Annotated in this window: 17 protein-coding genes, 1 tRNA gene and 2 pseudogenes; 15 read left to right on the plus strand and 5 right to left on the minus strand. The window is 61.2% G+C overall.

The window, feature by feature from the left end:
• Nucleotides 1-85 precede the first annotated feature (85 nt).
• The 5 genes from dapA (at nucleotide 86) to BFP99_RS12680 (ending at nucleotide 3774) form a co-directional block, all read left to right on the plus strand.
• On the plus strand, nucleotides 86-964 hold the full coding sequence (dapA, locus tag BFP99_RS12660) for a 4-hydroxy-tetrahydrodipicolinate synthase (protein ID WP_065928210.1): 879 nt from the start codon (nucleotides 86-88) through the stop codon (nucleotides 962-964).
• 17 nt (nucleotides 965-981) lie between these two features.
• The gene (gene bamC / locus BFP99_RS12665; protein WP_027604311.1) at nucleotides 982-2097 is read left to right on the plus strand and encodes an outer membrane protein assembly factor BamC; all 1116 of its coding nucleotides are present in this window, start codon (nucleotides 982-984) and stop codon (nucleotides 2095-2097) included.
• 4 nt (nucleotides 2098-2101) lie between these two features.
• The gene (locus BFP99_RS12670; RefSeq protein WP_027604310.1) at nucleotides 2102-2860 is read left to right on the plus strand and encodes an MBL fold metallo-hydrolase; all 759 of its coding nucleotides are present in this window, start codon (nucleotides 2102-2104) and stop codon (nucleotides 2858-2860) included.
• A 27-nt stretch (nucleotides 2861-2887) separates the two neighbouring features.
• Nucleotides 2888-3601, plus strand: a complete 714-nt coding sequence (gene purC / locus BFP99_RS12675) for a phosphoribosylaminoimidazolesuccinocarboxamide synthase (RefSeq protein WP_065928209.1) — start codon at nucleotides 2888-2890, stop codon at nucleotides 3599-3601.
• Between the two features lie 83 nt (nucleotides 3602-3684).
• A tRNA-Ser gene (locus BFP99_RS12680) sits at nucleotides 3685-3774 on the plus strand.
• Between the two features lie 139 nt (nucleotides 3775-3913).
• Here BFP99_RS12680 and BFP99_RS12685 read toward each other — a convergent pair.
• Nucleotides 3914-4268: pseudogene (locus BFP99_RS12685) on the minus strand (type II toxin-antitoxin system HigA family antitoxin).
• Between the two features lie 189 nt (nucleotides 4269-4457).
• Between BFP99_RS12685 and BFP99_RS34080 the strand changes: the two are divergent.
• Nucleotides 4458-5225 (plus strand): annotated as a pseudogene (locus BFP99_RS34080) (MCP four helix bundle domain-containing protein); the annotation flags it as partial.
• A 48-nt stretch (nucleotides 5226-5273) separates the two neighbouring features.
• Entirely contained in the window at nucleotides 5274-6083 is an 810-nt protein-coding gene (locus BFP99_RS34085; RefSeq protein WP_370737666.1) for a methyl-accepting chemotaxis protein, read from the plus strand.
• A 10-nt stretch (nucleotides 6084-6093) separates the two neighbouring features.
• Here the strand turns inward: BFP99_RS34085 and BFP99_RS12695 are convergent, their stop codons facing one another.
• The 4 genes from BFP99_RS12695 to BFP99_RS12710 all read right to left on the minus strand — a co-directional run bounded on the left by BFP99_RS12695 (nucleotide 6094) and on the right by BFP99_RS12710 (nucleotide 10274).
• Nucleotides 6094-6984, minus strand: coding sequence for a hypothetical protein (locus BFP99_RS12695; protein WP_256098131.1), 891 nt, complete (start codon nucleotides 6982-6984; stop codon nucleotides 6094-6096).
• A 44-nt stretch (nucleotides 6985-7028) separates the two neighbouring features.
• Nucleotides 7029-7871 (minus strand): DUF6216 family protein, encoded by an 843-nt coding sequence (locus BFP99_RS12700; protein ID WP_065928206.1) that lies wholly within the window; start codon nucleotides 7869-7871, stop codon nucleotides 7029-7031.
• 340 nt (nucleotides 7872-8211) lie between these two features.
• Nucleotides 8212-8970, minus strand: a complete 759-nt coding sequence (locus BFP99_RS12705) for a substrate-binding domain-containing protein (RefSeq protein ID WP_065947368.1) — start codon at nucleotides 8968-8970, stop codon at nucleotides 8212-8214.
• On the minus strand, nucleotides 8970-10274 hold the full coding sequence (locus tag BFP99_RS12710) for an MFS transporter (RefSeq protein ID WP_065928204.1): 1305 nt from the start codon (nucleotides 10272-10274) through the stop codon (nucleotides 8970-8972). Before BFP99_RS12710 ends, BFP99_RS12705 begins: the two co-directional genes overlap by 1 nt.
• 195 nt (nucleotides 10275-10469) lie before the next feature.
• Between BFP99_RS12710 and BFP99_RS33265 the strand changes: the two genes are divergently transcribed.
• The 8 genes from BFP99_RS33265 (at nucleotide 10470) to BFP99_RS12745 (ending at nucleotide 17998) form a co-directional block, all read left to right on the plus strand.
• Nucleotides 10470-10613: a hypothetical protein gene (locus tag BFP99_RS33265; RefSeq protein ID WP_176719690.1), complete on the plus strand. Its 144-nt coding sequence runs from the start codon at nucleotides 10470-10472 to the stop codon at nucleotides 10611-10613.
• Between the two features lie 155 nt (nucleotides 10614-10768).
• Complete coding sequence (locus tag BFP99_RS12715; protein WP_065947369.1) at nucleotides 10769-11491, plus strand: GntR family transcriptional regulator; 723 nt, start codon at nucleotides 10769-10771, stop codon at nucleotides 11489-11491.
• Nucleotides 11488-12276 carry an SDR family oxidoreductase gene (locus BFP99_RS12720; RefSeq protein ID WP_065947370.1) on the plus strand — a complete coding sequence of 263 codons (789 nt, stop codon included), beginning with the start codon at nucleotides 11488-11490 and terminating at the stop codon, nucleotides 12274-12276. The genes BFP99_RS12715 and BFP99_RS12720 overlap by 4 nt, the downstream gene beginning before the upstream one ends.
• Nucleotides 12277-12343: 67 nt before the next feature.
• The gene (locus BFP99_RS12725) at nucleotides 12344-13276 is read left to right on the plus strand and encodes a 3-keto-5-aminohexanoate cleavage protein (RefSeq protein ID WP_065947371.1); all 933 of its coding nucleotides are present in this window, start codon (nucleotides 12344-12346) and stop codon (nucleotides 13274-13276) included.
• A 64-nt stretch (nucleotides 13277-13340) separates the two neighbouring features.
• Entirely contained in the window at nucleotides 13341-14219 is an 879-nt protein-coding gene (locus BFP99_RS12730) for an SMP-30/gluconolactonase/LRE family protein (protein WP_065947372.1), read from the plus strand.
• 73 nt (nucleotides 14220-14292) lie between these two features.
• A complete protein-coding gene (locus BFP99_RS12735) occupies nucleotides 14293-15615 on the plus strand; it encodes an MFS transporter (RefSeq protein ID WP_065947373.1) in 1323 nt (440 codons plus the stop codon).
• A 56-nt stretch (nucleotides 15616-15671) separates the two neighbouring features.
• Nucleotides 15672-16991 carry an MFS transporter gene (locus tag BFP99_RS12740; protein WP_065947374.1) on the plus strand — a complete coding sequence of 440 codons (1320 nt, stop codon included), beginning with the start codon at nucleotides 15672-15674 and terminating at the stop codon, nucleotides 16989-16991.
• 83 nt (nucleotides 16992-17074) lie between these two features.
• Nucleotides 17075-17998, plus strand: coding sequence for a LysR substrate-binding domain-containing protein (locus tag BFP99_RS12745; protein ID WP_065928200.1), 924 nt, complete (start codon nucleotides 17075-17077; stop codon nucleotides 17996-17998).
• The last annotated feature ends 18 nt before the right edge of the window (nucleotides 17999-18016 follow it).

Raw genomic sequence — 18016 nt, forward strand, 5'->3', positions numbered from 1 at the left:
ACGCATCCTCAGGCGGTACTTCGCTTGTACAAGCATCTTGGCGCCAGTACCATTACGGCTCTCTTTTTCCGGCAGGAGCGGTTGCATGATTGCGGGCAGTATGGTGGCACTGGTCACACCCATGGATGCACAAGGTCATCTCGACTGGGACAGCCTGGGCAAACTGGTGGACTTCCACCTGCAAGAAGGCACCAACGCCATCGTGGCGGTCGGCACCACAGGTGAATCGGCCACCCTCGATGTGGAAGAACACATCCAAGTGATCGAATTCGTGGTCAAGCGTGTCGCGGGGCGTATTGCCGTGATCGCCGGCACGGGCGCCAACTCGACGCGCGAAGCCATCGAGCTGACCCGAAACGCCAAGAAAGCCGGCGCCGACGCTTGCCTGCTGGTGACCCCGTACTACAACAAGCCGACCCAGGAAGGCCTGTACCAGCACTTCCGCACCATTGCCGAAGCCGTCGACATCCCGCAGATCCTCTATAACGTGCCGGGTCGTACCGCGTGCGACATGAAGGCCGAGACCGTGATCCGCCTCTCTACCGTGCCGAACATCATCGGCATCAAGGAAGCCACCGGCGACCTGCAGCGCGCCAAGGACATCCTGGCCGGGGTGAGCAGCGACTTCCTGCTGTATTCCGGTGACGACGCCACGGCTGTCGAGCTGATCCTGCTGGGCGGCAAGGGCAATATCTCCGTGACCGCCAACGTGGCCCCGCGCGCCATGAGCGACCTGTGTGCCGCCGCCATCGCTGGCGACGCCGTGACCGCCCGTGCGATCCACGAGAAGCTGATGCCGCTCAACAAGACACTGTTTATCGAATCCAACCCTATTCCCGTGAAGTGGGCGCTGTTCGAGATGGGCCTGATGCCGGACGGTATCCGTCTGCCGCTCACCCGCCTCAGCGAAGCCTGTCACGAACCGCTGCGACAGGCCCTGCGCCAGTCCGGCGTCCTGGTTTAATTGAGGAAGCACTACGCATGAAGCGATTGGCCGGACTTTCCGCACTTGCCTTGATTATCTCCAGCACCAGTGGCTGCGGTTGGATCTGGGGCCCGGAAGGCTACTTCCGTGACCGCGGCAGCGATTACCTGGAAGCACAAGCAACCAAACCGATGCAACTGCCGCCGGACGTCAACGTCGCCAAGCGCCTTGACCCGTTGCTGCCGATTCCACGCAACGTTGCCGACGACACCACCAAGGGTGAATACGTCGTGCCACGTCCACAGCCGATCTCGGCCGTGGCGGATGCCAGCGACTACAGCCTGCAGAAGAGCGGTGATTCGCGTTGGATCGTGGCGCAGCGTCCACCTGCCGAAGTCTGGCCGGTAGCGGTGCAGTTCTTCCAGGACAACGGTTTCCGCATCGACGAGCAGCGCCCGCAGACCGGTGAATTCACCACGGCATGGCAGCAAGGCAGCGAGCTGTCCGCCACTATGGCCAAGCGCCTGCAGGCCGGCGGTGTCGCCGCCGACAGCGAAGCCCGTGTGCGTGTGCGCATCGAGCCGGGCGTGCAGCGCAACACCAGTGAAGTCTACGTGGTCAGCGCCGAGCGTCCTGCCGGCAGCACCGCCAACGTCGACTTCACCAACCGCTCGGTCAACACCGGTGTCGACTCGGCATTGGTCGACGAGATGCTGGCCAGCATGAGCCGTATCTCCGAGAAGGGCGGTTCCGTTTCCCTGCTCGCCGCCCGTGATTACGACACCCCGAGCCGCGTCAGCCTCACCGAGGACGGCAGCGGCAACGTGGTGCTGAACCTGGGTGAAGACCTGGATCGCGCCTGGGCCAGCGTCGGCCGCGCGTTGGAGCAAGGCCCTTGGCGTGTTGAAGACATCAACCGGAGCCTGGGCCTGTACTACATCAACGTGGCTGAAAAGGCCGAGCGCAAAGACGAAGAGCCTGGTTTCTTCGGCAAACTGTTCGGCAGCAAGCCGACCAAGGAAGAAATCGAGACCCGCGCCGAGCGTTATCAGGTGCGTTTGAGCAAGGTTGGCGAGACTGTGCAGGTCACCGTCGAGAAGAACATCAACACCGTGGCGCCGGCTGAAACAGCGCGCAAGGTGTTGGGCGTGATTCAGGACAACCTGGGCTGATCCGATGCGTTTTGCCGTTCTCGGCAGCGGTAGCCAAGGGAACGGCACGCTGGTCGCCCATGACGACACGTACGTGCTGGTGGATTGTGGTTTCTCGTTAAAGGAAACCGAGCGGCGCCTGCTGCGCCTGGGGGTTCACCCCTCGCAGCTGAGCGCGATTCTGGTGACCCACGAACATGCCGACCACGTGCATGGCGTGGGTTTGCTGTCTCGGCGCTACAATCTTCCGGTGTACCTCAGTCGCGGCACACTGCGCGGGATGCGCAAACCTATAGAACCCGCAGGTTTCCTGGCCGGTGGCGAGCAGCTGCAAATCGGTGCCCTGAGCATCGATGTGATTGCCGTGGCGCACGACGCCCAGGAACCGACGCAGTATGTATTCAGTGACGGAGAGCGGCGTTTCGGCGTGCTCACCGACCTGGGCTCCTACTGCGCCAAGGTACTGGACGGATACCGGAACCTCGATGCCTTGATGATCGAGTCCAACCACTGCCGGGACCTGTTGGCTCGCGGTCACTATCCGTACTTTCTCAAGCAACGGGTCGGCGGCGAACTGGGACATTTGAACAACCATCAGGCGGCGTATCTGGTGTATGAGTTGGGCTGGCAAGACCTGCAACACCTGGTCCTGGCCCACTTGAGCAGCAAGAACAACCTGCCGACGCTTGCCCGGCAATGTTTTGTCGACACCCTCGGGTGCGACCCGGACTGGCTGCAACTGGCCGATCAAGATTCAGGGCTCGACTGGCGACATATCGCCTAGCCCACCTCACTCAAAGCGGAGCCCATCATGGAAAAACGTGAAGAACTCTACCGCGGCAAAGCCAAGTCGGTTTACAAGACCGACGACGCCAACCGCCTGATCCTGCTGTTTCGCAACGACACCTCGGCGTTCGACGGCAAGCGCATCGAACAACTTGATCGCAAGGGCATGGTGAACAACAAGTTCAACGCCTTCATCATGCAGAAACTCGAAGCGGCCGGTATTCCGACCCAATTCGACCAACTGCTGGGCGACAACGAGTGCCTGGTGAAGAAGCTGGACATGATCCCGGTGGAATGCGTCGTGCGTAACTACGCCGCCGGCAGCCTGGTCAAGCGCCTGGGCGTGGAAGAGGGCCTCAAGCTCAATCCTTACACGTTCGAACTGTTCCTGAAGGACGACGCCAAGGGCGACCCGTTCATCAACGAATCCCACGTGGTGGCATTCGGCTGGGGCACCGCCGAGCAACTGGCACGCATGAAGGAGTTGTCCCTCAAGGTCAACGACGTGCTGAGCAAGCTGTTCGACGACGCAGGCCTGCTGTTGGTGGACTTCAAGCTGGAGTTCGGCGTGTTCCACGATGGCTCCATCGTCCTGGGCGACGAATTCAGCCCGGACGGTTGCCGCCTGTGGGACAAGGACACCAAGAAGAAGATGGACAAGGACCGCTTCCGCCAAGGCCTCGGTGATGTGATCGAAGCCTACGAAGAAGTCGCCAAACGTCTCGGCGTACCGCTTTAATCGACGCAAGCATCTGATAGCACGGAAAAAAATCGCTTCTGCGCTTTGCTTCCACGAAACAGGCTGTTATGATGCGCGCCGTTGGAGAGATGCCAGAGTGGCCGAATGGGACGGATTCGAAATCCGTTGTACCTTCACCGGTACCTAGGGTTCGAATCCCTATCTCTCCGCCATTACATAGAAAAAGCCCCGTAGCTTATTCAGCTACGGGGCTTTTTCGTTTCTGAGATTTGGGGGCAAGCTACTCGTTCCTAGCAGCAAAAAGGGCCGCAGTGGTTGTTTCCAGCAGGCACAACCAACCGTATTCCATCTTCAAGCATGCCTTACTGGCTTGATCAGGCTTTCTGCTGGAATTCCAAACATCTCATGCAGCTTCCAAATCATTGGCAAGGTCAGCGCTCGTTTTCCATTCAGCACTTCATAAACACGATTCTGGCGACCAATGGCGGGAATAAGATCAGCCGCTGACAGGCCAGACTGTTCCATTCTGAAGCGAATGGCATCGATTGGGAACGTGTTTGGCTTCATAGGCCTCGATCAGCGTGATCATTACGTCAAAGTAATCACCTTCCGCGGCGCCGGGTTCTGGTTCGTTGTCGAACAGCGCGGAGACAGACTTGAGCGCGTCCTTGTAATCCTGTTCGGTGTGGATAGGTCGGATGTTCATGGGTTACTCCGTTTCGTCATCTTTGATGTGTTCCCAGTATTCTCGTGGGCATCATGCTCGGCGACGCTGCAAATAACTCACTGATATTTATAACTTCCCATTTCCTGGGTGTACGTCCCTCAAGTCTTTATCCAAACGGCCGAAACACTCTCGTACGACATCGTATCCCCAATAAGAGAGTCCCCCCTAATGTCCCTTCGCAGCCTGTCCATCGCCCGCCGTGCGGGTCTGGGTTTTGCCCTGATTGCTTTGCTCGTGGCCCTGCTGGGTTTTTTTGCACTGTCGAACATGGCAAGCATCCGCGCCAGCGCGGTGCAGGTGGAAAGCGGGCTGGTGCCGAAGATGCGGCTGGTGGCGGACATTCGTGAAATCATGCTGCGCATTCGTACGATCTCTTTGCGCATGGCCCTGGACCCGAACCCGGCGAGCATCCCGCAATACCGTAGCCAGATGGACACTCGCAGCCAGGACCTGAGCAAACGGCTGGCCGACCTCGATGCAGTGATCGACACCCCCGAAGTACGCACGCTCTATGATCAGTTCCAGGTCTCGCTGCGCCAATACCAGCAAGGGCTGGCGCAGTCGTTCATCCTCGCCGACAAGCAGCAGGGCGCTGAACTCAACAAGCTGTTGCTGGTGGATATGAAAACCGTGGTCGATGGCTCCGGGGCCCAACTCAATGCCCTGGCCGACTACTACAACGCCCAGATCAACCAGCAAGGCCAGGCGGCCGAGTCGCAGTACGGCCGTTCGCGCACCATGGTGTTCGGCTTTGTGATCGTGGCCGGGTTGAGCACCGTGCTGCTGGCCTGGTTGCTCACGCGCAGCATTGTCGGCCCGCTCAGTCATGCCGTACGGGCTGCCGAGAACGTTGCCCAGGGTGACCTGACCCAAACGGTGGACGTGAGCGGCGACGACGAAGTGACGCGCCTGCTCGTGGCACTCAAGACCATGCAGGCCAACCTGCGCGGGACCTTGCAACTGATTCGCCAGTCGGCCGGGCAGATGGCGTCATCGGCCACCGACCTCAACGGCGTCACCGACCAGAGCAGCCGCAGCCTGCAAAAGCAGACCGCTGAAATCGAGCAGGCCGCCACCGCCGTCAACGAGATGACCTCGGCGGCGGATGAGGTAGCGCGCAATGCGGTGTCCACCTCCGAGTCCACTCGCCTTTCCAATGAAACCGCGCGCGAAGGCCAGCACCGTGTGGGTGAAACGGTCAGCGCCATTCAAGCCCTGAGCACCAACATCGGCGAAACCTCGACCCTGGTGCAGCACCTCGCCGAGCAATCGCGGGATATCGGCAAGGTGCTCGATGTGATCCGCTCCATCGCCGAGCAGACCAACCTGCTGGCACTCAACGCTGCGATCGAGGCGGCGCGGGCTGGGGAGTCCGGGCGTGGCTTTGCGGTGGTGGCTGACGAAGTCCGTGCACTGGCCCACCGTACCCAGCAATCGACCCTGGAAATCGACCAGATGGTGACCGCGATGCGCACGGGGTCCAACGAGGCGTTGAGCTCGATGCAGTCGAGTACCCAGCGTGCCACCGACACCCTGGCCCTGGCTGAGGGGGCGGGGGGCGCATTGAGCCAGATCACCGACTCCATCGACCAGATCCACCAGCGCAACCTGGTCATCGCCAGCGCCGCCGAGGAGCAGGCCCAGGTGGCCAAGGAAGTCGATCGCAACATCGTCAATATTCGCGACCTGTCTGCGCAATCCTCTTCCGGCGCCGGGCAGATCAATGGATCAAGCCGCGAACTGGCGCAATTGGCGGTCTCGCTGAACGAGGCGGTTGCGCGGTTTCAGCTGTAGTGCAGCGCGCTTATTCCTGCGCGATAACGGGCTGGGGCGGGGTCAGCTCCAGCACGCGATCACGCCCACCTTCGGCCAGCAGATAAGTCCCACGCCCGGTCGGCACAATCGACTGTGGCGCCTTCAAGAACGACAAAATCGTCTGCTGGCGCCCCTGTTTATCGATCAGCAACAACCGCGCGCGGTGGGTGGCGTCTTCGTTGATCCATAACCCGCGCTCATCGCACATCAAAAAGGTCGGCTGGTTCAGCTTGGCCAGTACCACCGGGTCGCTGCCGTCTTCGGTCAGCTCACGGACCATGCCTTCTTTCTTCTTCGTGTAGAGCATGCGGCCATCGGTGCAGCGGATGATCGATTCGCCCTCGTCGAGGCCTTTGCGAACGACGCTTAAGGTCTGGTCGCTCCAGCGATAACGCAGGATGCGCCCCTCGTCGCGACGGTCCTCCATGGCATAGAGGTAGTCACCGTCGTCCCACAGGCCTTGCACGTTTTCGCCCCTGAACAATTCGGTGACGGTACCGTCCTTGAGGAAGCTGACGGGGGAGTCGAGTGCTTCTTGGCTGAACACCCAGCCGCCACGGGTGGCGAACATACCGTCGGGTTTGGACAGGTTGCCCACCACCACTTCGCGTGTTCCGTCCGGATGAATGCGCACGATGCTGCCCTTGGCGTCGTCGAGCTCCAGGCTGACCATCAGCGCGCCGTCCGGCAACGGCATCAGCGAGGCGGCTTTTGGCACGTCGCGGTGTACGACCTGAACGCTCCAGCCGGCAGCGGCGCTCACCGGGTAGAAGCTTTGCCAGGTGAAGAAACCCAGCGCGGCGAGGCAAGGCAGGCCCACCAGGCAGGCCGCCCATTTCAGCGCGCGGTGAAGCGTTTTTCTGTCAGATGCCTTGCTCATTGAACTCTCAGTCGAAAAGGGGCGGCTAGCAGGCACTTGTTTTTTCAAGGCTGGTTGGCCTGCCATTGTTTATAGAGTTTGCGGGCGACTTCCATTCGCGCGATCAGGATCACCAGGTAAATCATCCATGCCATCGACACGAGCACCAGCGAGAACAGCAGCCCGCGTTGTTGGCCCAGGCCTTCTCGTACGTATTTGTTGTAGGTCTTGTCGAGGAAGAATGAGCAAATGATGTCGAGTTTATCTTCCGGTAATCCTGGGCGCAGGAACGCCTGGAGCGACTCGGACGAGCGACAGTGCTCGACCTTGAGGACGGTGTCAGACCAGATACCGAACTTCACGTTATCTTCCGATAAATAGAACGAGGGGGCATCCGGGGCGTTTTTGAGGGACACCATCAGATACTTGGATTCAATCAGCGGAACCGCAATGGCTACGCCCGCCAGAAGCGCGATGGCAAGAAAGAAAAAGCAGTTGATACGCCACTGTGCGAACCGCTTGGTGATGAAGCTCAGTGCTGTAAAGTCGCTCCACTCGATGTAGCGCTTCACGCGACCGAAGTCGCGTGGGGTGAAGTCATTGCTGTACATCCAATCCTCAGCCAAGTCGGCCTCGCGCAGCGTATTGGCGGGGATGTTGAATTCATAGCGATAATATTCCAGCTCGCGCAAGTCCTTGCGCATGCGTTCAAAACGGTCTGTTTCGAAGCGCGTTTTGCCACCAAAAAACCGCCATATCCAATCCCGTAGAAACAGCAGCGATCCAGAGCGCCGGTAGATAAATATCAACAGCCCCGCGATAGCGAGAAAGGTGAAAGCCCCGCTGAAGACGGCGAAATGCTCCACATACCAGGTCAGCGGTGTGCTTTTTACGATCGGTTCGGCCATGCCTGGGTCCTTAGTCATAGAGTCGAACGCGGGATTCTAGGGAACCCGAGCAACCGTGTCTTTACGTCAGGAAAAACAAGAAGCAACTGACTGGCCTCTCGGAAACAGGCTAAGCCTCAGCGGCAGTTTTTCTGGCAGTTCTACTCCATAGCTTCCCACTGGCGCTTGTACGATATTGCTCTACATCCCGCTATTCACGATGGGCACCAGCAACGTCGCGTCCATGCGCATGGGCAACGTCACCATTGCGATGGGGGCTTGAATGAACAAGCGCCGCGGGCGGACTTTGCCGCCGGCGGCGCTGGAATTGGAGTGGTGGGTGCGGGAGACGCTGTTTAGATCAGCGTGCCACCGAGTCCAGGCCGGTGGATTGCACCACCGGTTGTGCCTGGGGCGAGGCCAGGAACTGCAACAGCGCCCTGGCCTGCGCAGGGTGTTCGGCATTGACCGGAATGCCCGCCGCAAAGCGCGTCACCGATTGCACGTCTTCCGGGATCTTGCCGACGTACGTCACACCCGCCACCTGCAATAACTCCGCCACCTGCTGCAAGCCCACTTCGTAATCGCCCTTGGCGACCTGTTCGGCCACCGGCAGGCGTTCGATCATGGTGCCTTTGGCGGGCATGCCGAGCTTCTTGAACAGCTCTTTCTCGACATACACACCGCTGGCGCTGTCCGAATACGCCACGGACTTGGCCTTGCTCAGTACGGCCTTGAGTTCGGCATCGGTGCCGATCGCGGGTTTGGTCGCACCTACCTTCACCACCAGGCCGATGCGCGAATCCGCCAGTTCCACGCGGGACGCCGGGTCGACCTTGCCTTGTTTGATCAAGTCATCCAGGGCATAGCCGACCATGATCACCACGTCGGCATGTTCGCCACGGGCCAGACGGTTGGGAATCGCTTCCGGCGCCTTGCCCATGGAGGGGCCGAGGACGGTATCGAGGGTGTCGCCGCTGTACTGCGCGTATTGCGGGCCCAGCAGTTTATAGGCGGCGGTGAAGCCACCGGAGGTCATCACCTTGAGTTCCTCGGCCTGGGCCGTCAGCGCCAGTGCGCCGAGGGCCAGGGCCGTCAGGGTCTTGAACAAAGGCCCCATCACGCCGCCCCCTGCATCACCTGCCCGCGTGCGTTGGCGCGACGATACAGCGCCAGGGTCGAACACAGCGCGCACAACGCAGCGAACATCATCCAGTAGGCCGGCGAGGCCTTGTCTTCGGTGATGTGGATGAACCAGGTGGAGATCGCCGGGGTAAACCCACCGAAGATCGCGGTCGCCAGGCTGTAGGCCAGGGAGAAGCCCGCCACGCGCACTTCCACCGGCATGATTTCCGTGAGCGCCGGGATCATCGCGCCGTTGTACATGCCGTACAGGAACGAGAACCACAGCAGCGTCTCCAGCATATGGGCGAAGCTCGGTGCATTCACCACGTAGGACAGTGCCGGATAAGCCGTGAGCACCGTCAACGCGGTCATGGCGATCAGCACCGGCTTGCGGCCGAAGCGGTCGCTCAGGGTGCCGCCGATCGGCAGCCAGACAAAGTTCGACACCGCCACCAGCAAGGTCACCAGCAGCGCGTCGGAGGTGCTCAGTTGCAGCACGGTCTTGCCGAAGGTCGGCGCGTACACGGTGATCAGGTAGAACGCGGTGGTGGTCATGGCCACCATCAGCATGCCGCCGATGACCACGGTCCAGTTTTTCACCAGTGTGGCCAGCACCTCGCGCATGGTCGGGCGATGCTTGCGGTTGGCGAATTCTTCGGTTTCCTGCAGGTTGCGGCGCAGCACAAAGATGAACGGGATGATCACGCAACCAATGGCGAACGGAATGCGCCAGCCCCAGTCGGCAACCACCGCTGGTTCCATCCACACGTTCAAGCCATAGCCCAGGGCGGCGGCGACCACGATGGAGATCTGTTGGCTGCCGGATTGCCAGCTGGTGTAGAACCCCTTGCGGCCTGGGGTGGCCATTTCAGACAGGTATACCGACACACCGCCCAGCTCCGCGCCGGCCGAGAAACCTTGCAACAGGCGACCCAGCAGCACCAGCAGCGGCGCCCACAGGCCAATGGTGTGATAACCCGGCACCAGCACGATCAACAGTGTGCCGCTGGCCATGATCGACAGGGTCACGATCAACCCTTTGCGGCGACCGACGTCATCGATATAAGCGCCGAGGATGATGGCGCCCAGTGGGCGCATCAGGAAGCCCGCGCCGAACACGGCGAAGGTCATCATTAATGAGGCAAATTCATTGGCGGCAGGGAAGAACGCGGCAGCAATGTAGGTGGCGTAGAAGCCGAACAGAAAGAAGTCGAACTGTTCAAGGAAGTTGCCCGAAGTAACGCGGAATACCGCACCTACTTTCGAACGGGCAGAATCGGGCCGGGAAGGGCTAGTCATGGTTTTGTGTCTCCAGCGTTCTTTTAAGTGCTTGTTTCGCGTAAGACCGAGGATAGTGGCTGACACATTTAGAAATGATAAGTGAAAAATTTGGATTGATTAATTTTAATTGGCTATCACTCTCCGGGTCCGTCAAAAATCCTGCGCTGTTCTATTCTGGTAGATGTGACCAATTCTTACGGAGGGGAGGTGGCTATGGGCAACGAACAGAAGCGCCAGGATGAGCCGCAGCGCGAGCAGACCCGGCAACGGGAAGAGGAAAAACCGCAAACCTGGAAACACCCGGACGACGGTACGGAGCTTTCCGAACGAGATCAGGAGCGCCCGTTGAAGCCTTGATTCATGCCCGGGCTAAGTTTGGCCAAGGCGCGATCCCCGTGGGAGCTGTCGATGTGAGATTCGACAGCTCCCTTTTTTCACCGGGAAACTATTTGACATATTTGATTTGTGATCACATATTGGAGCCATAAGAACGACAACACAGGTTTTGACTCATGACAGACGGTCCGCTGCTCCTGCCCACCCTGCGCCAGGTCTCCCGCGATACTTTGCAAGACCAGGTCTATCGCCAGATCCGTGAAGCCTTGATGAGTGGCCGTTTCCAGCCCGGCCAGAAACTCACCATCCGTGGCCTCGCCGAAGCGCTCGGCTCCAGCCCCATGCCGGTACGCGAAGCGCTGCAACGCCTCAGCGCCGAAAACGCCTTTGAAGTCACCGAGACCTCCCGTCTGCGCGTACGCCTGATGACCGTCGAACGCCTGCGCGAAATTCGTGATGCGCGGGTCGCCCTCGAAGGGTTGCTGGCGGAAAAAGCCGTGCTGCTCCTGCAAAAAACCGACCTCGACGAAATCACCGACCTGTGCCAGCAGATGCAGCATGCCGCCGATGAAGTCGACGTGTCCCGCTACCTGTGGACCAACTTCGCTTTCCACCGGCGCATCTATGCGGTGGCCCAGGCCGAATTGACCATGGCGGCGGTGGAAAACTTCTGGCTGCACATGGGCCCGTGCTTTGCCTTGGTCGCCCCGGATAAAGCTCACCTGCAACGCTCGATGGAAGCGCACACGCGCATCGTCGAAGCCCTGGCCGCCCGTGATGGCGCCGGAGCCCGCGCGGCGGTGACCGATGACATCATGCAGGCCGCCGACTCCCTGGCGCGCCTGCTCGTCAAGAGCGACCGTGCGCGGTCGTCTGTTTCAGGAGGTAAACGTGCATGAGTGTCCTACAACGGCTGCAGCCCTATCCTGGGTTACGTGTGTTGATTTCCGGCGGGGCTGCCGGGATTGGTGAAGTGTTGGCAGCGGCGTATCTGGAAGCCGGCGCCCAGGTGCATGTGTGTGATGTGAGCGAACCGGCCCTGGCGGCGTTCCGTGACAAGTATCCGGGCAGCATCGCCACCCGTGCCGACGTCAGCGATGCCGCGCAGATCGAGGCGGTCTTCAAGGTGCAGCGCGAGCATTTCGGCGGTCTTGATGTGCTGGTCAACAACGCCGGGATCGCTGGGCCCACCGGCGGTATCGATGCGATCAGCGACGCCGAGTGGCAAGCCACCATCAATATCAACCTGACGGCGCAGTACCGATTTGCCCACCATGCAGTGCCGATGCTCAGGGAATCGTCCCACGGCCACTTGCTGCATATCGCCTCGGTGGCAGGACGCCTCGGCTACGCCTGGCGTACGCCGTATGCGGCGACCAAGTGGGCCATTGTCGGCCTGATGAAATCCCTGGCGTCGGAGCTGGGCGAGAGCGACATCCGCGTCAACGCCTTGCTGCCCGGTATCGTCGAAGGCCCGCGCATGGACGGGGTGATCCGTGCCCGTGCCGAACAGGTCGGCGTGCCCGAAGCCGAGATGCGCCAGGAATACCTCAACAAGATCTCCCTCAAGCGCATGGTCACCGCCGAAGACGTCGCGGCCATGGCCTTGTTCCTCTGTTCGCCCGCCGCCCGCAACGTGACCGGCCAGGCGATCAGCGTCGACGGTAACGTCGAGTACCTGTAAGCCACGGAAGAACACACAGCGCTGGACCCAGGATTTTTTTCATAAGAATAAAAGTCGGAGAATCGTCATGTCCAAAAAACGCCCCGTCATCATTACCTGCGCCGTCACCGGTGCGATTCATACACCGTCGATGTCGCCGCATTTGCCCATCACCGCCCAGGAAATTGCCGCTGCCGCCATTGGCGCCGCCGAAGCCGGCGCGGCCATTGTTCACCTGCACGCCCGTGACCCGATTGACGGCCGCCCCAGCCAGGCCCCGGCGTTGTTCGCCGAATTCCTGCCGCACATCAAGGCCGCCAGTGACGTGGTGATCAACATCACCACCGGCGGCGCACCCACGATGGGTGTGGAAGAACGCCTGCAACCGGTGATGCAGTTCAAGCCGGAACTGGCCTCGCTGAACATGGGCTCGATGAACTTCGGCCTGTACGAAATGCTTAACCGCTTTACCGAGTTCAAGCACGACTGGGAGCGCCCTTACCTGGAAGAGAGCGACGACCGGATCTTTCGCAATACCTTCCGCGACATCACCCACATCCTCAATGCCTGCGCCGAGAACCGCACCCGCTTTGAAATCGAGTGCTACGACATCGGCCACCTCTACACCGCGGCACATTTCCTGGAGCGCGGCCTGCTCAAGCCGCCGTTGTTTATCCAGTCGGTGTTCGGCCTGCGCGGCGGCATCGGCAGCCACCCCGAAGACCTGGCGCACATGCGGCGCACCGCCGACCGCCTGTTTGGCGACGACTACGTGTGGTCGATCCTCGGTGCGGGGCGTGGGCAAATTCCGCTGGCGACCATGGGCTTGTCCATGGGCAGTAACGCCCGTGTCGGTCTGGAGGATTCATTGTGGGACGGCCCAGGCAAGCTGGCGGCCTCGAATGCCGACCAGGTGCGGCGCATTCGTACGGTGATCGAAGCCCTCGGCCATCGTGTCGCCACACCGGATGAGGCGCGGGAAATCCTCGGGCTCAAGGGGCGTGACCAGGTCAACTTCTAATCAGCGAAAGGTCGCGTGATCGCGCGGCCTGCATCCCGCACAACAACAATAAGGGGATCACACCATGCGTATCGAAGTGCTTGTGGACGTCAAGACCACCCTGGGCGAAGGCCCGGTGTGGGACGTCGAACAACAACGGTTGTACTGGATCGACAGTGCCGACGGCCGCATCCTGCGTTGCACCGACGACGGTCGCGAGCTGCGTGCCTGGGACGTGGGCCAGAAGATCGGCTCCATGGCCCTGCGCCATAACGGCGAGGCGGCCATCGTCGCCCTGCAAAACGGCGTGCACACCCTGGACCTGGCCAGCGGCGAACTGGCGCTGATCCAGGACCCGGAGCCGAACCTGCCAAGCAACCGCCTCAATGACGGTAAGGTCGACCGCCAGGGCCGCTTTGTGTTTGGCTCCATGGACACTCTGGAAGACAGCGCCAGCGCCAAACTCTACCGTCTCGACGCTGACTTGAGCCTGCACACCCTGGACGAAGGCATCATCGTCTCCAACGGGCCGTGCTGGAGCCCGTCGGGGGAGACCTTCTACTTTTGCGACACCTGGTCCGGCGAGATCTGGGCATATGACTACGACCTCACCACCGGCGCCGTGAGCAACCGACGCACTTTCGCCAAGGTTGATACCGCCAGTGGCGGCGCGGCGGACGGTTGCACCGTGGACGCCGAAGGTTGCCTGTGGCAGGCGCTGGTCTACGCCGGGAAACTGGTGCGCTACACGCCGGACGGCGACGTCGACCGCATCATTGAAATGCCGGTGAAAAAGGTCACCAGCCTGACCTTCGGCGGGCCGAACCTCGACACCCTGTTTGTGACCTCCATGGCCAAGCCGCCGCTGCCGCGTTTTCCGGCCGACGGCCAGCAGCGCGGGGCGCTGTTCGCCATTACCGGGTTGGGCGTGCAAGGAATAGCTGAGCGACGATTCGCCAGCTAGCGCGTTGGATTAATACGGCACCTTCCTTTGCAACCTTGTGTCAGTGCGCGCCCTCGCGCGCCTGGAGAGGCCCATGGCAACTTTAAAAAAAGCGTCGCTGCGCAGCATTCACCGGCATTCCTGGGTATCGCTGCTGGTCTGCTGGCTGATCTGGATCCTCAACGCCTACGACCGTGAGATCGTATTGCGCCTGGGGCCGACCATCTCCAAGCATTTCGATTTATCCGCCGATCAATGGGGCACCGTGGCCACGGTGGTCATGCTCGCGCTGGCCCTGCTGGATATTCCCGGTTCGATGTGGAGTGACCGCTACGGCGGCGGCTGGAAACGTGCACGGTTCCAGGTGCCATTGGTGCTCGGCTACACGGCGATCTCGTTTCTGTCCGGCTTCAAAGCCTTGAGCGGCAACCTCGCGACCTTTATCGCCCTGCGCGTCGGCGTCAACCTCGGTGCCGGCTGGGGCGAACCGGTGGGCGTGAGCAACACCGCCGAGTGGTGGCCGGTGGAGCGTCGCGGGTTCGCCTTGGGGGCGCACCATACCGGTTACCCGATTGGCGCAATGCTCAGCGGCATCGTCGCCAGTTTTGTCATCACCGTGTTCGGCGAGGACAACTGGCGCTATGTGTTCTTCTTCGCCTTCGTGGTGGCGCTGCCGCTGATGATCTTCTGGGCGCGTTACTCCACGGCCGAGCGCATCACCGCGCTGTACGTCGACATCGCCGCCAAGGGCATGACCCCACCGGACAACGCCCCGGCCAGCACCGTGAAGGGCGAGGCCTGGCGCACGTTTGTCGCCACCTTGCGCAACCGCAATATTGCCCTCACGGCGGGCAATACGATGCTCACCCAAGTGGTGTACATGGGCGTCAACATCGTGCTGCCGGCCTACCTCTACAACATCGCCGGGCTGTCGCTGGCGGAGTCGGCGGGGATGAGCGTGGTGTTCACCCTCACCGGCATTCTCGGGCAACTGGTGTGGCCGTCGCTGTCGGACATCATCGGCCGGCGCACCACCCTGATCATCTGCGGGCTGTGGATGGCGGTGAGTGTCGGCGCGTTCTACTTCGCCAACACCCTGACGTTGATCGTCGTCGTGCAACTGCTGTTCGGCCTGGTGGCCAACGCGGTGTGGCCGATCTACTACGCGGTGGCCTGCGACTCGGCCGAGCCGTCGGCGACGTCCACCGCCAACGGCATCATCACCACCGCGATGTTTATCGGCGGCGGCCTGGCGCCGGTACTGATGGGCAGCCTGATCGCCATGGGGGGCGGCTGGACCACCTTGCATGGCTACACCGTGTGTTTCTTCGTGATGGCCGGCTGCGCCCTGGGCGGCGCGCTGCTGCAACTGTTTTCCCATCGCCCGCAGGCCCTGGTTGTGCAACTCGAACCCTAGAACAACAGTGATGCGTCCCCCAGCCAGGCTGGCGGGGCGCCAAGAGGAATTGCCCGATGACTACCGCCACTTCGGCCCGCGATCCGCAGGCGCTGAATAAACTGATGTTCGCCAAGTTGATGCCCTTGCTGATCATCGCCTACATCCTGAGTTTTCTGGACCGTACCAACATCGCCCTGGCCAAGCATCACCTGGATGTCGACCTGGGCATTTCCGCTGCGGCCTACGGGCTGGGTGCGGGGCTGTTTTTCCTCACGTATGCACTGTCGGAAATCCCTAGCAACCTGATCATGCACAAGGTCGGCGCGCGGTTCTGGATCGCCCGCATCATGGTGACTTGGGGCCTGATCTCGGCGGCCATGGCGTTTGTGCAGGGCGATACGTCGTTCTACGTGTTGCGCCTGCTGCTGGGCATCGCCGAGGCTGGGTTGTTTCCCGGCGTCATGCTCTATCTGACTTATTGGTTCAACCGTGAACAGCGGGCGCGGGCCACTGGCTATTTCCTGCTCGGCGTGTGCTTTGCCAACATCATCGGCGGCCCGGTGGGCGCGGCCTTGATGCGCATGGACGGCATGCTCGGCTGGCACGGCTGGCAGTGGATGTTCCTGCTCGAAGGCCTGCCGGCCGTGGCGTTTGCCTGGGTGGTATGGCGCAAGTTGCCGGACCGCCCGAGCAAGGCGCCGTGGCTGACGGCTGAAGAGGCACGCGGCATCGAACAGCGCATCGCGGTGGAAACCGAGGAAGGTGCCGGGGAGGGCGGTCACGCGTTGAAAAACTGGCTGACCCCGCAAATCCTGCTGGCGATCTTTGTGTACTTTTGCCATCAGATCACCGTCTACACCGTGATTTTTTTCCTGCCGAGCATCATCAGCAAGTATGGCGAACTGAGCACCATGAGCGTCGGTTTGCTGACCTCATTGCCGTGGATCGCGGCGGCACTCGGTGCGGTACTGATCCCGCGTTTTGCCACGACGCCCGAGCGTTGTCGTCGACTGTTGGTCACGGGGTTGCTGACCATGGCGCTGGGCTTGGGCATTGCGTCGGTGTCGGGGCCGGTGTTCAGTCTGTTGGGCTTTTGCCTGTCGGCGGTGATGTTCTTTGTGGTGCAGTCGATCATTTTTCTGTACCCGGCCTCGCGCCTCAAAGGCGTGGCGCTGGCGGGTGGCTTGGGCTTCGTTAACGCCTGCGGGCTGTTGGGTGGGTTTGTCGGCCCTTCGGTGATGGGTGCGATTGAAATGAGCACCGGCAATGCCATGAACGGCTTGAAAGTCATCGCCGTGGTGCTGGTGGTCGCCGCGCTGGCGGCGTTGCGATTGCGTCAGGGCCAGGAGCAGGTACCTGCCACTCAGGGGGTGATGAAACCGGCGACGAAATAGGCAGCCCCATGCGTCCACCGGCATAGACGCAGCCCTATTGCCTTTCTAAACTGCGGCTTGTCTTGGGCTAGGGGCAGGCGCCGATGAATCGCAATGAATTACGCAAGGCCGACATCAACCTGATGGTGGTCTTCGAAGCACTGATGCTCGAGCGCAATGTGACGCGAGTGGCCGAGAAGCTGTTTCTCGGCCAGCCGACCATCAGTTCGGCCCTCAACCGTCTGCGTACCTTGTTCAACGACCCGCTGTTCATTCGCGTCGGCCATCGCATGGAACCTACCGCGCGCGCCGAGGAAATCATCCAGCACCTGTCGCCCGCCCTGGACTCACTGTCGTCGGCCTTGAGCCTGACCCACGATTTCGACCCGTCCGTCAGCACCATGACCTTTCGCATCGGACTGTCCGACGACGTCGAGTTCGGCCTGTTGCCACCGTTGCTGCGCGCCTTGCGCCAGGAAGCGCCGCAGGTGGTGTTCGTGGTGCAGCACGTGGACTATTGGCGGATTCCCGATCTGCTGGCGTCCGGCGATATTACCGTCGGCATCACCCAGACCCGTGGCCTGCCGGCGAATGCCAAGCGCAAGTTGCTGCGCCACATTCGTCCGCGACTGCTGCGCGCCGATGCCTCGGACACCCCGCTGACCCTCGATGAATATTGCTCGCGCCCCCATGTGCTGGTGTCCCACACCGCCAACGTGTCCGGGTTTGCCGATGAGTGGCTGGCGGAAATCGGCCGCAAGCGCCATGTGGTGTTGTCGGTGCCGCAATACAGCGCATTGCCCGCGCTGCTGGCCGGGACCGACTTGATTGCCAGCCTGCCGGACTACACGGCCGAGGCCATGGCGGTGTCGGGCAACCTGTTCTGCGAGCCGTTTCCGTTCGAGACGCCGACCCTGGATTTGTCCATGGTCTGGCTCAGTCATGTGGACACCGACCCGGCCGAACGCTGGGTGCGTTCGCGGCTGGAAGCGTTCATGAGCGATCGAGGTCAGGCGAACAAGGCCTGAGGCTTTTATCCGTGCTAT

The sequence above is a fragment of the Pseudomonas sp. 1 R 17 genome (genome assembly GCF_900067035.1).
Taxonomy (GTDB): domain Bacteria; phylum Pseudomonadota; class Gammaproteobacteria; order Pseudomonadales; family Pseudomonadaceae; genus Aquipseudomonas; species Aquipseudomonas marginalis.

Excerpts from the sequence above, each read along its gene's own strand:
- dapA (WP_065928210.1), top strand. The coding sequence starts at position 86 with ATGATTGCGGGCAGTATGGTGGCACTGGTCACACCCATGGATGCACAA.
- bamC (WP_027604311.1), top strand. The coding sequence starts at position 982 with ATGAAGCGATTGGCCGGACTTTCCGCACTTGCCTTGATTATCTCCAGC.
- BFP99_RS12670 (WP_027604310.1), top strand. The coding sequence starts at position 2,102 with ATGCGTTTTGCCGTTCTCGGCAGCGGTAGCCAAGGGAACGGCACGCTG.
- purC (WP_065928209.1), top strand. The coding sequence starts at position 2,888 with ATGGAAAAACGTGAAGAACTCTACCGCGGCAAAGCCAAGTCGGTTTAC.
- BFP99_RS34085 (WP_370737666.1), top strand. The coding sequence starts at position 5,274 with ATGGCGTCATCGGCCACCGACCTCAACGGCGTCACCGACCAGAGCAGC.
- BFP99_RS12695 (WP_256098131.1), bottom strand. The coding sequence starts at position 6,984 with ATGAGCAAGGCATCTGACAGAAAAACGCTTCACCGCGCGCTGAAATGG.
- BFP99_RS12700 (WP_065928206.1), bottom strand. The coding sequence starts at position 7,871 with ATGGCCGAACCGATCGTAAAAAGCACACCGCTGACCTGGTATGTGGAG.
- BFP99_RS12705 (WP_065947368.1), bottom strand. The coding sequence starts at position 8,970 with ATGGGGCCTTTGTTCAAGACCCTGACGGCCCTGGCCCTCGGCGCACTG.
- BFP99_RS12710 (WP_065928204.1), bottom strand. The coding sequence starts at position 10,274 with ATGACTAGCCCTTCCCGGCCCGATTCTGCCCGTTCGAAAGTAGGTGCG.
- BFP99_RS33265 (WP_176719690.1), top strand. The coding sequence starts at position 10,470 with ATGGGCAACGAACAGAAGCGCCAGGATGAGCCGCAGCGCGAGCAGACC.
- BFP99_RS12715 (WP_065947369.1), top strand. The coding sequence starts at position 10,769 with ATGACAGACGGTCCGCTGCTCCTGCCCACCCTGCGCCAGGTCTCCCGC.
- BFP99_RS12720 (WP_065947370.1), top strand. The coding sequence starts at position 11,488 with ATGAGTGTCCTACAACGGCTGCAGCCCTATCCTGGGTTACGTGTGTTG.
- BFP99_RS12725 (WP_065947371.1), top strand. The coding sequence starts at position 12,344 with ATGTCCAAAAAACGCCCCGTCATCATTACCTGCGCCGTCACCGGTGCG.
- BFP99_RS12730 (WP_065947372.1), top strand. The coding sequence starts at position 13,341 with ATGCGTATCGAAGTGCTTGTGGACGTCAAGACCACCCTGGGCGAAGGC.
- BFP99_RS12735 (WP_065947373.1), top strand. The coding sequence starts at position 14,293 with ATGGCAACTTTAAAAAAAGCGTCGCTGCGCAGCATTCACCGGCATTCC.
- BFP99_RS12740 (WP_065947374.1), top strand. The coding sequence starts at position 15,672 with ATGACTACCGCCACTTCGGCCCGCGATCCGCAGGCGCTGAATAAACTG.
- BFP99_RS12745 (WP_065928200.1), top strand. The coding sequence starts at position 17,075 with ATGAATCGCAATGAATTACGCAAGGCCGACATCAACCTGATGGTGGTC.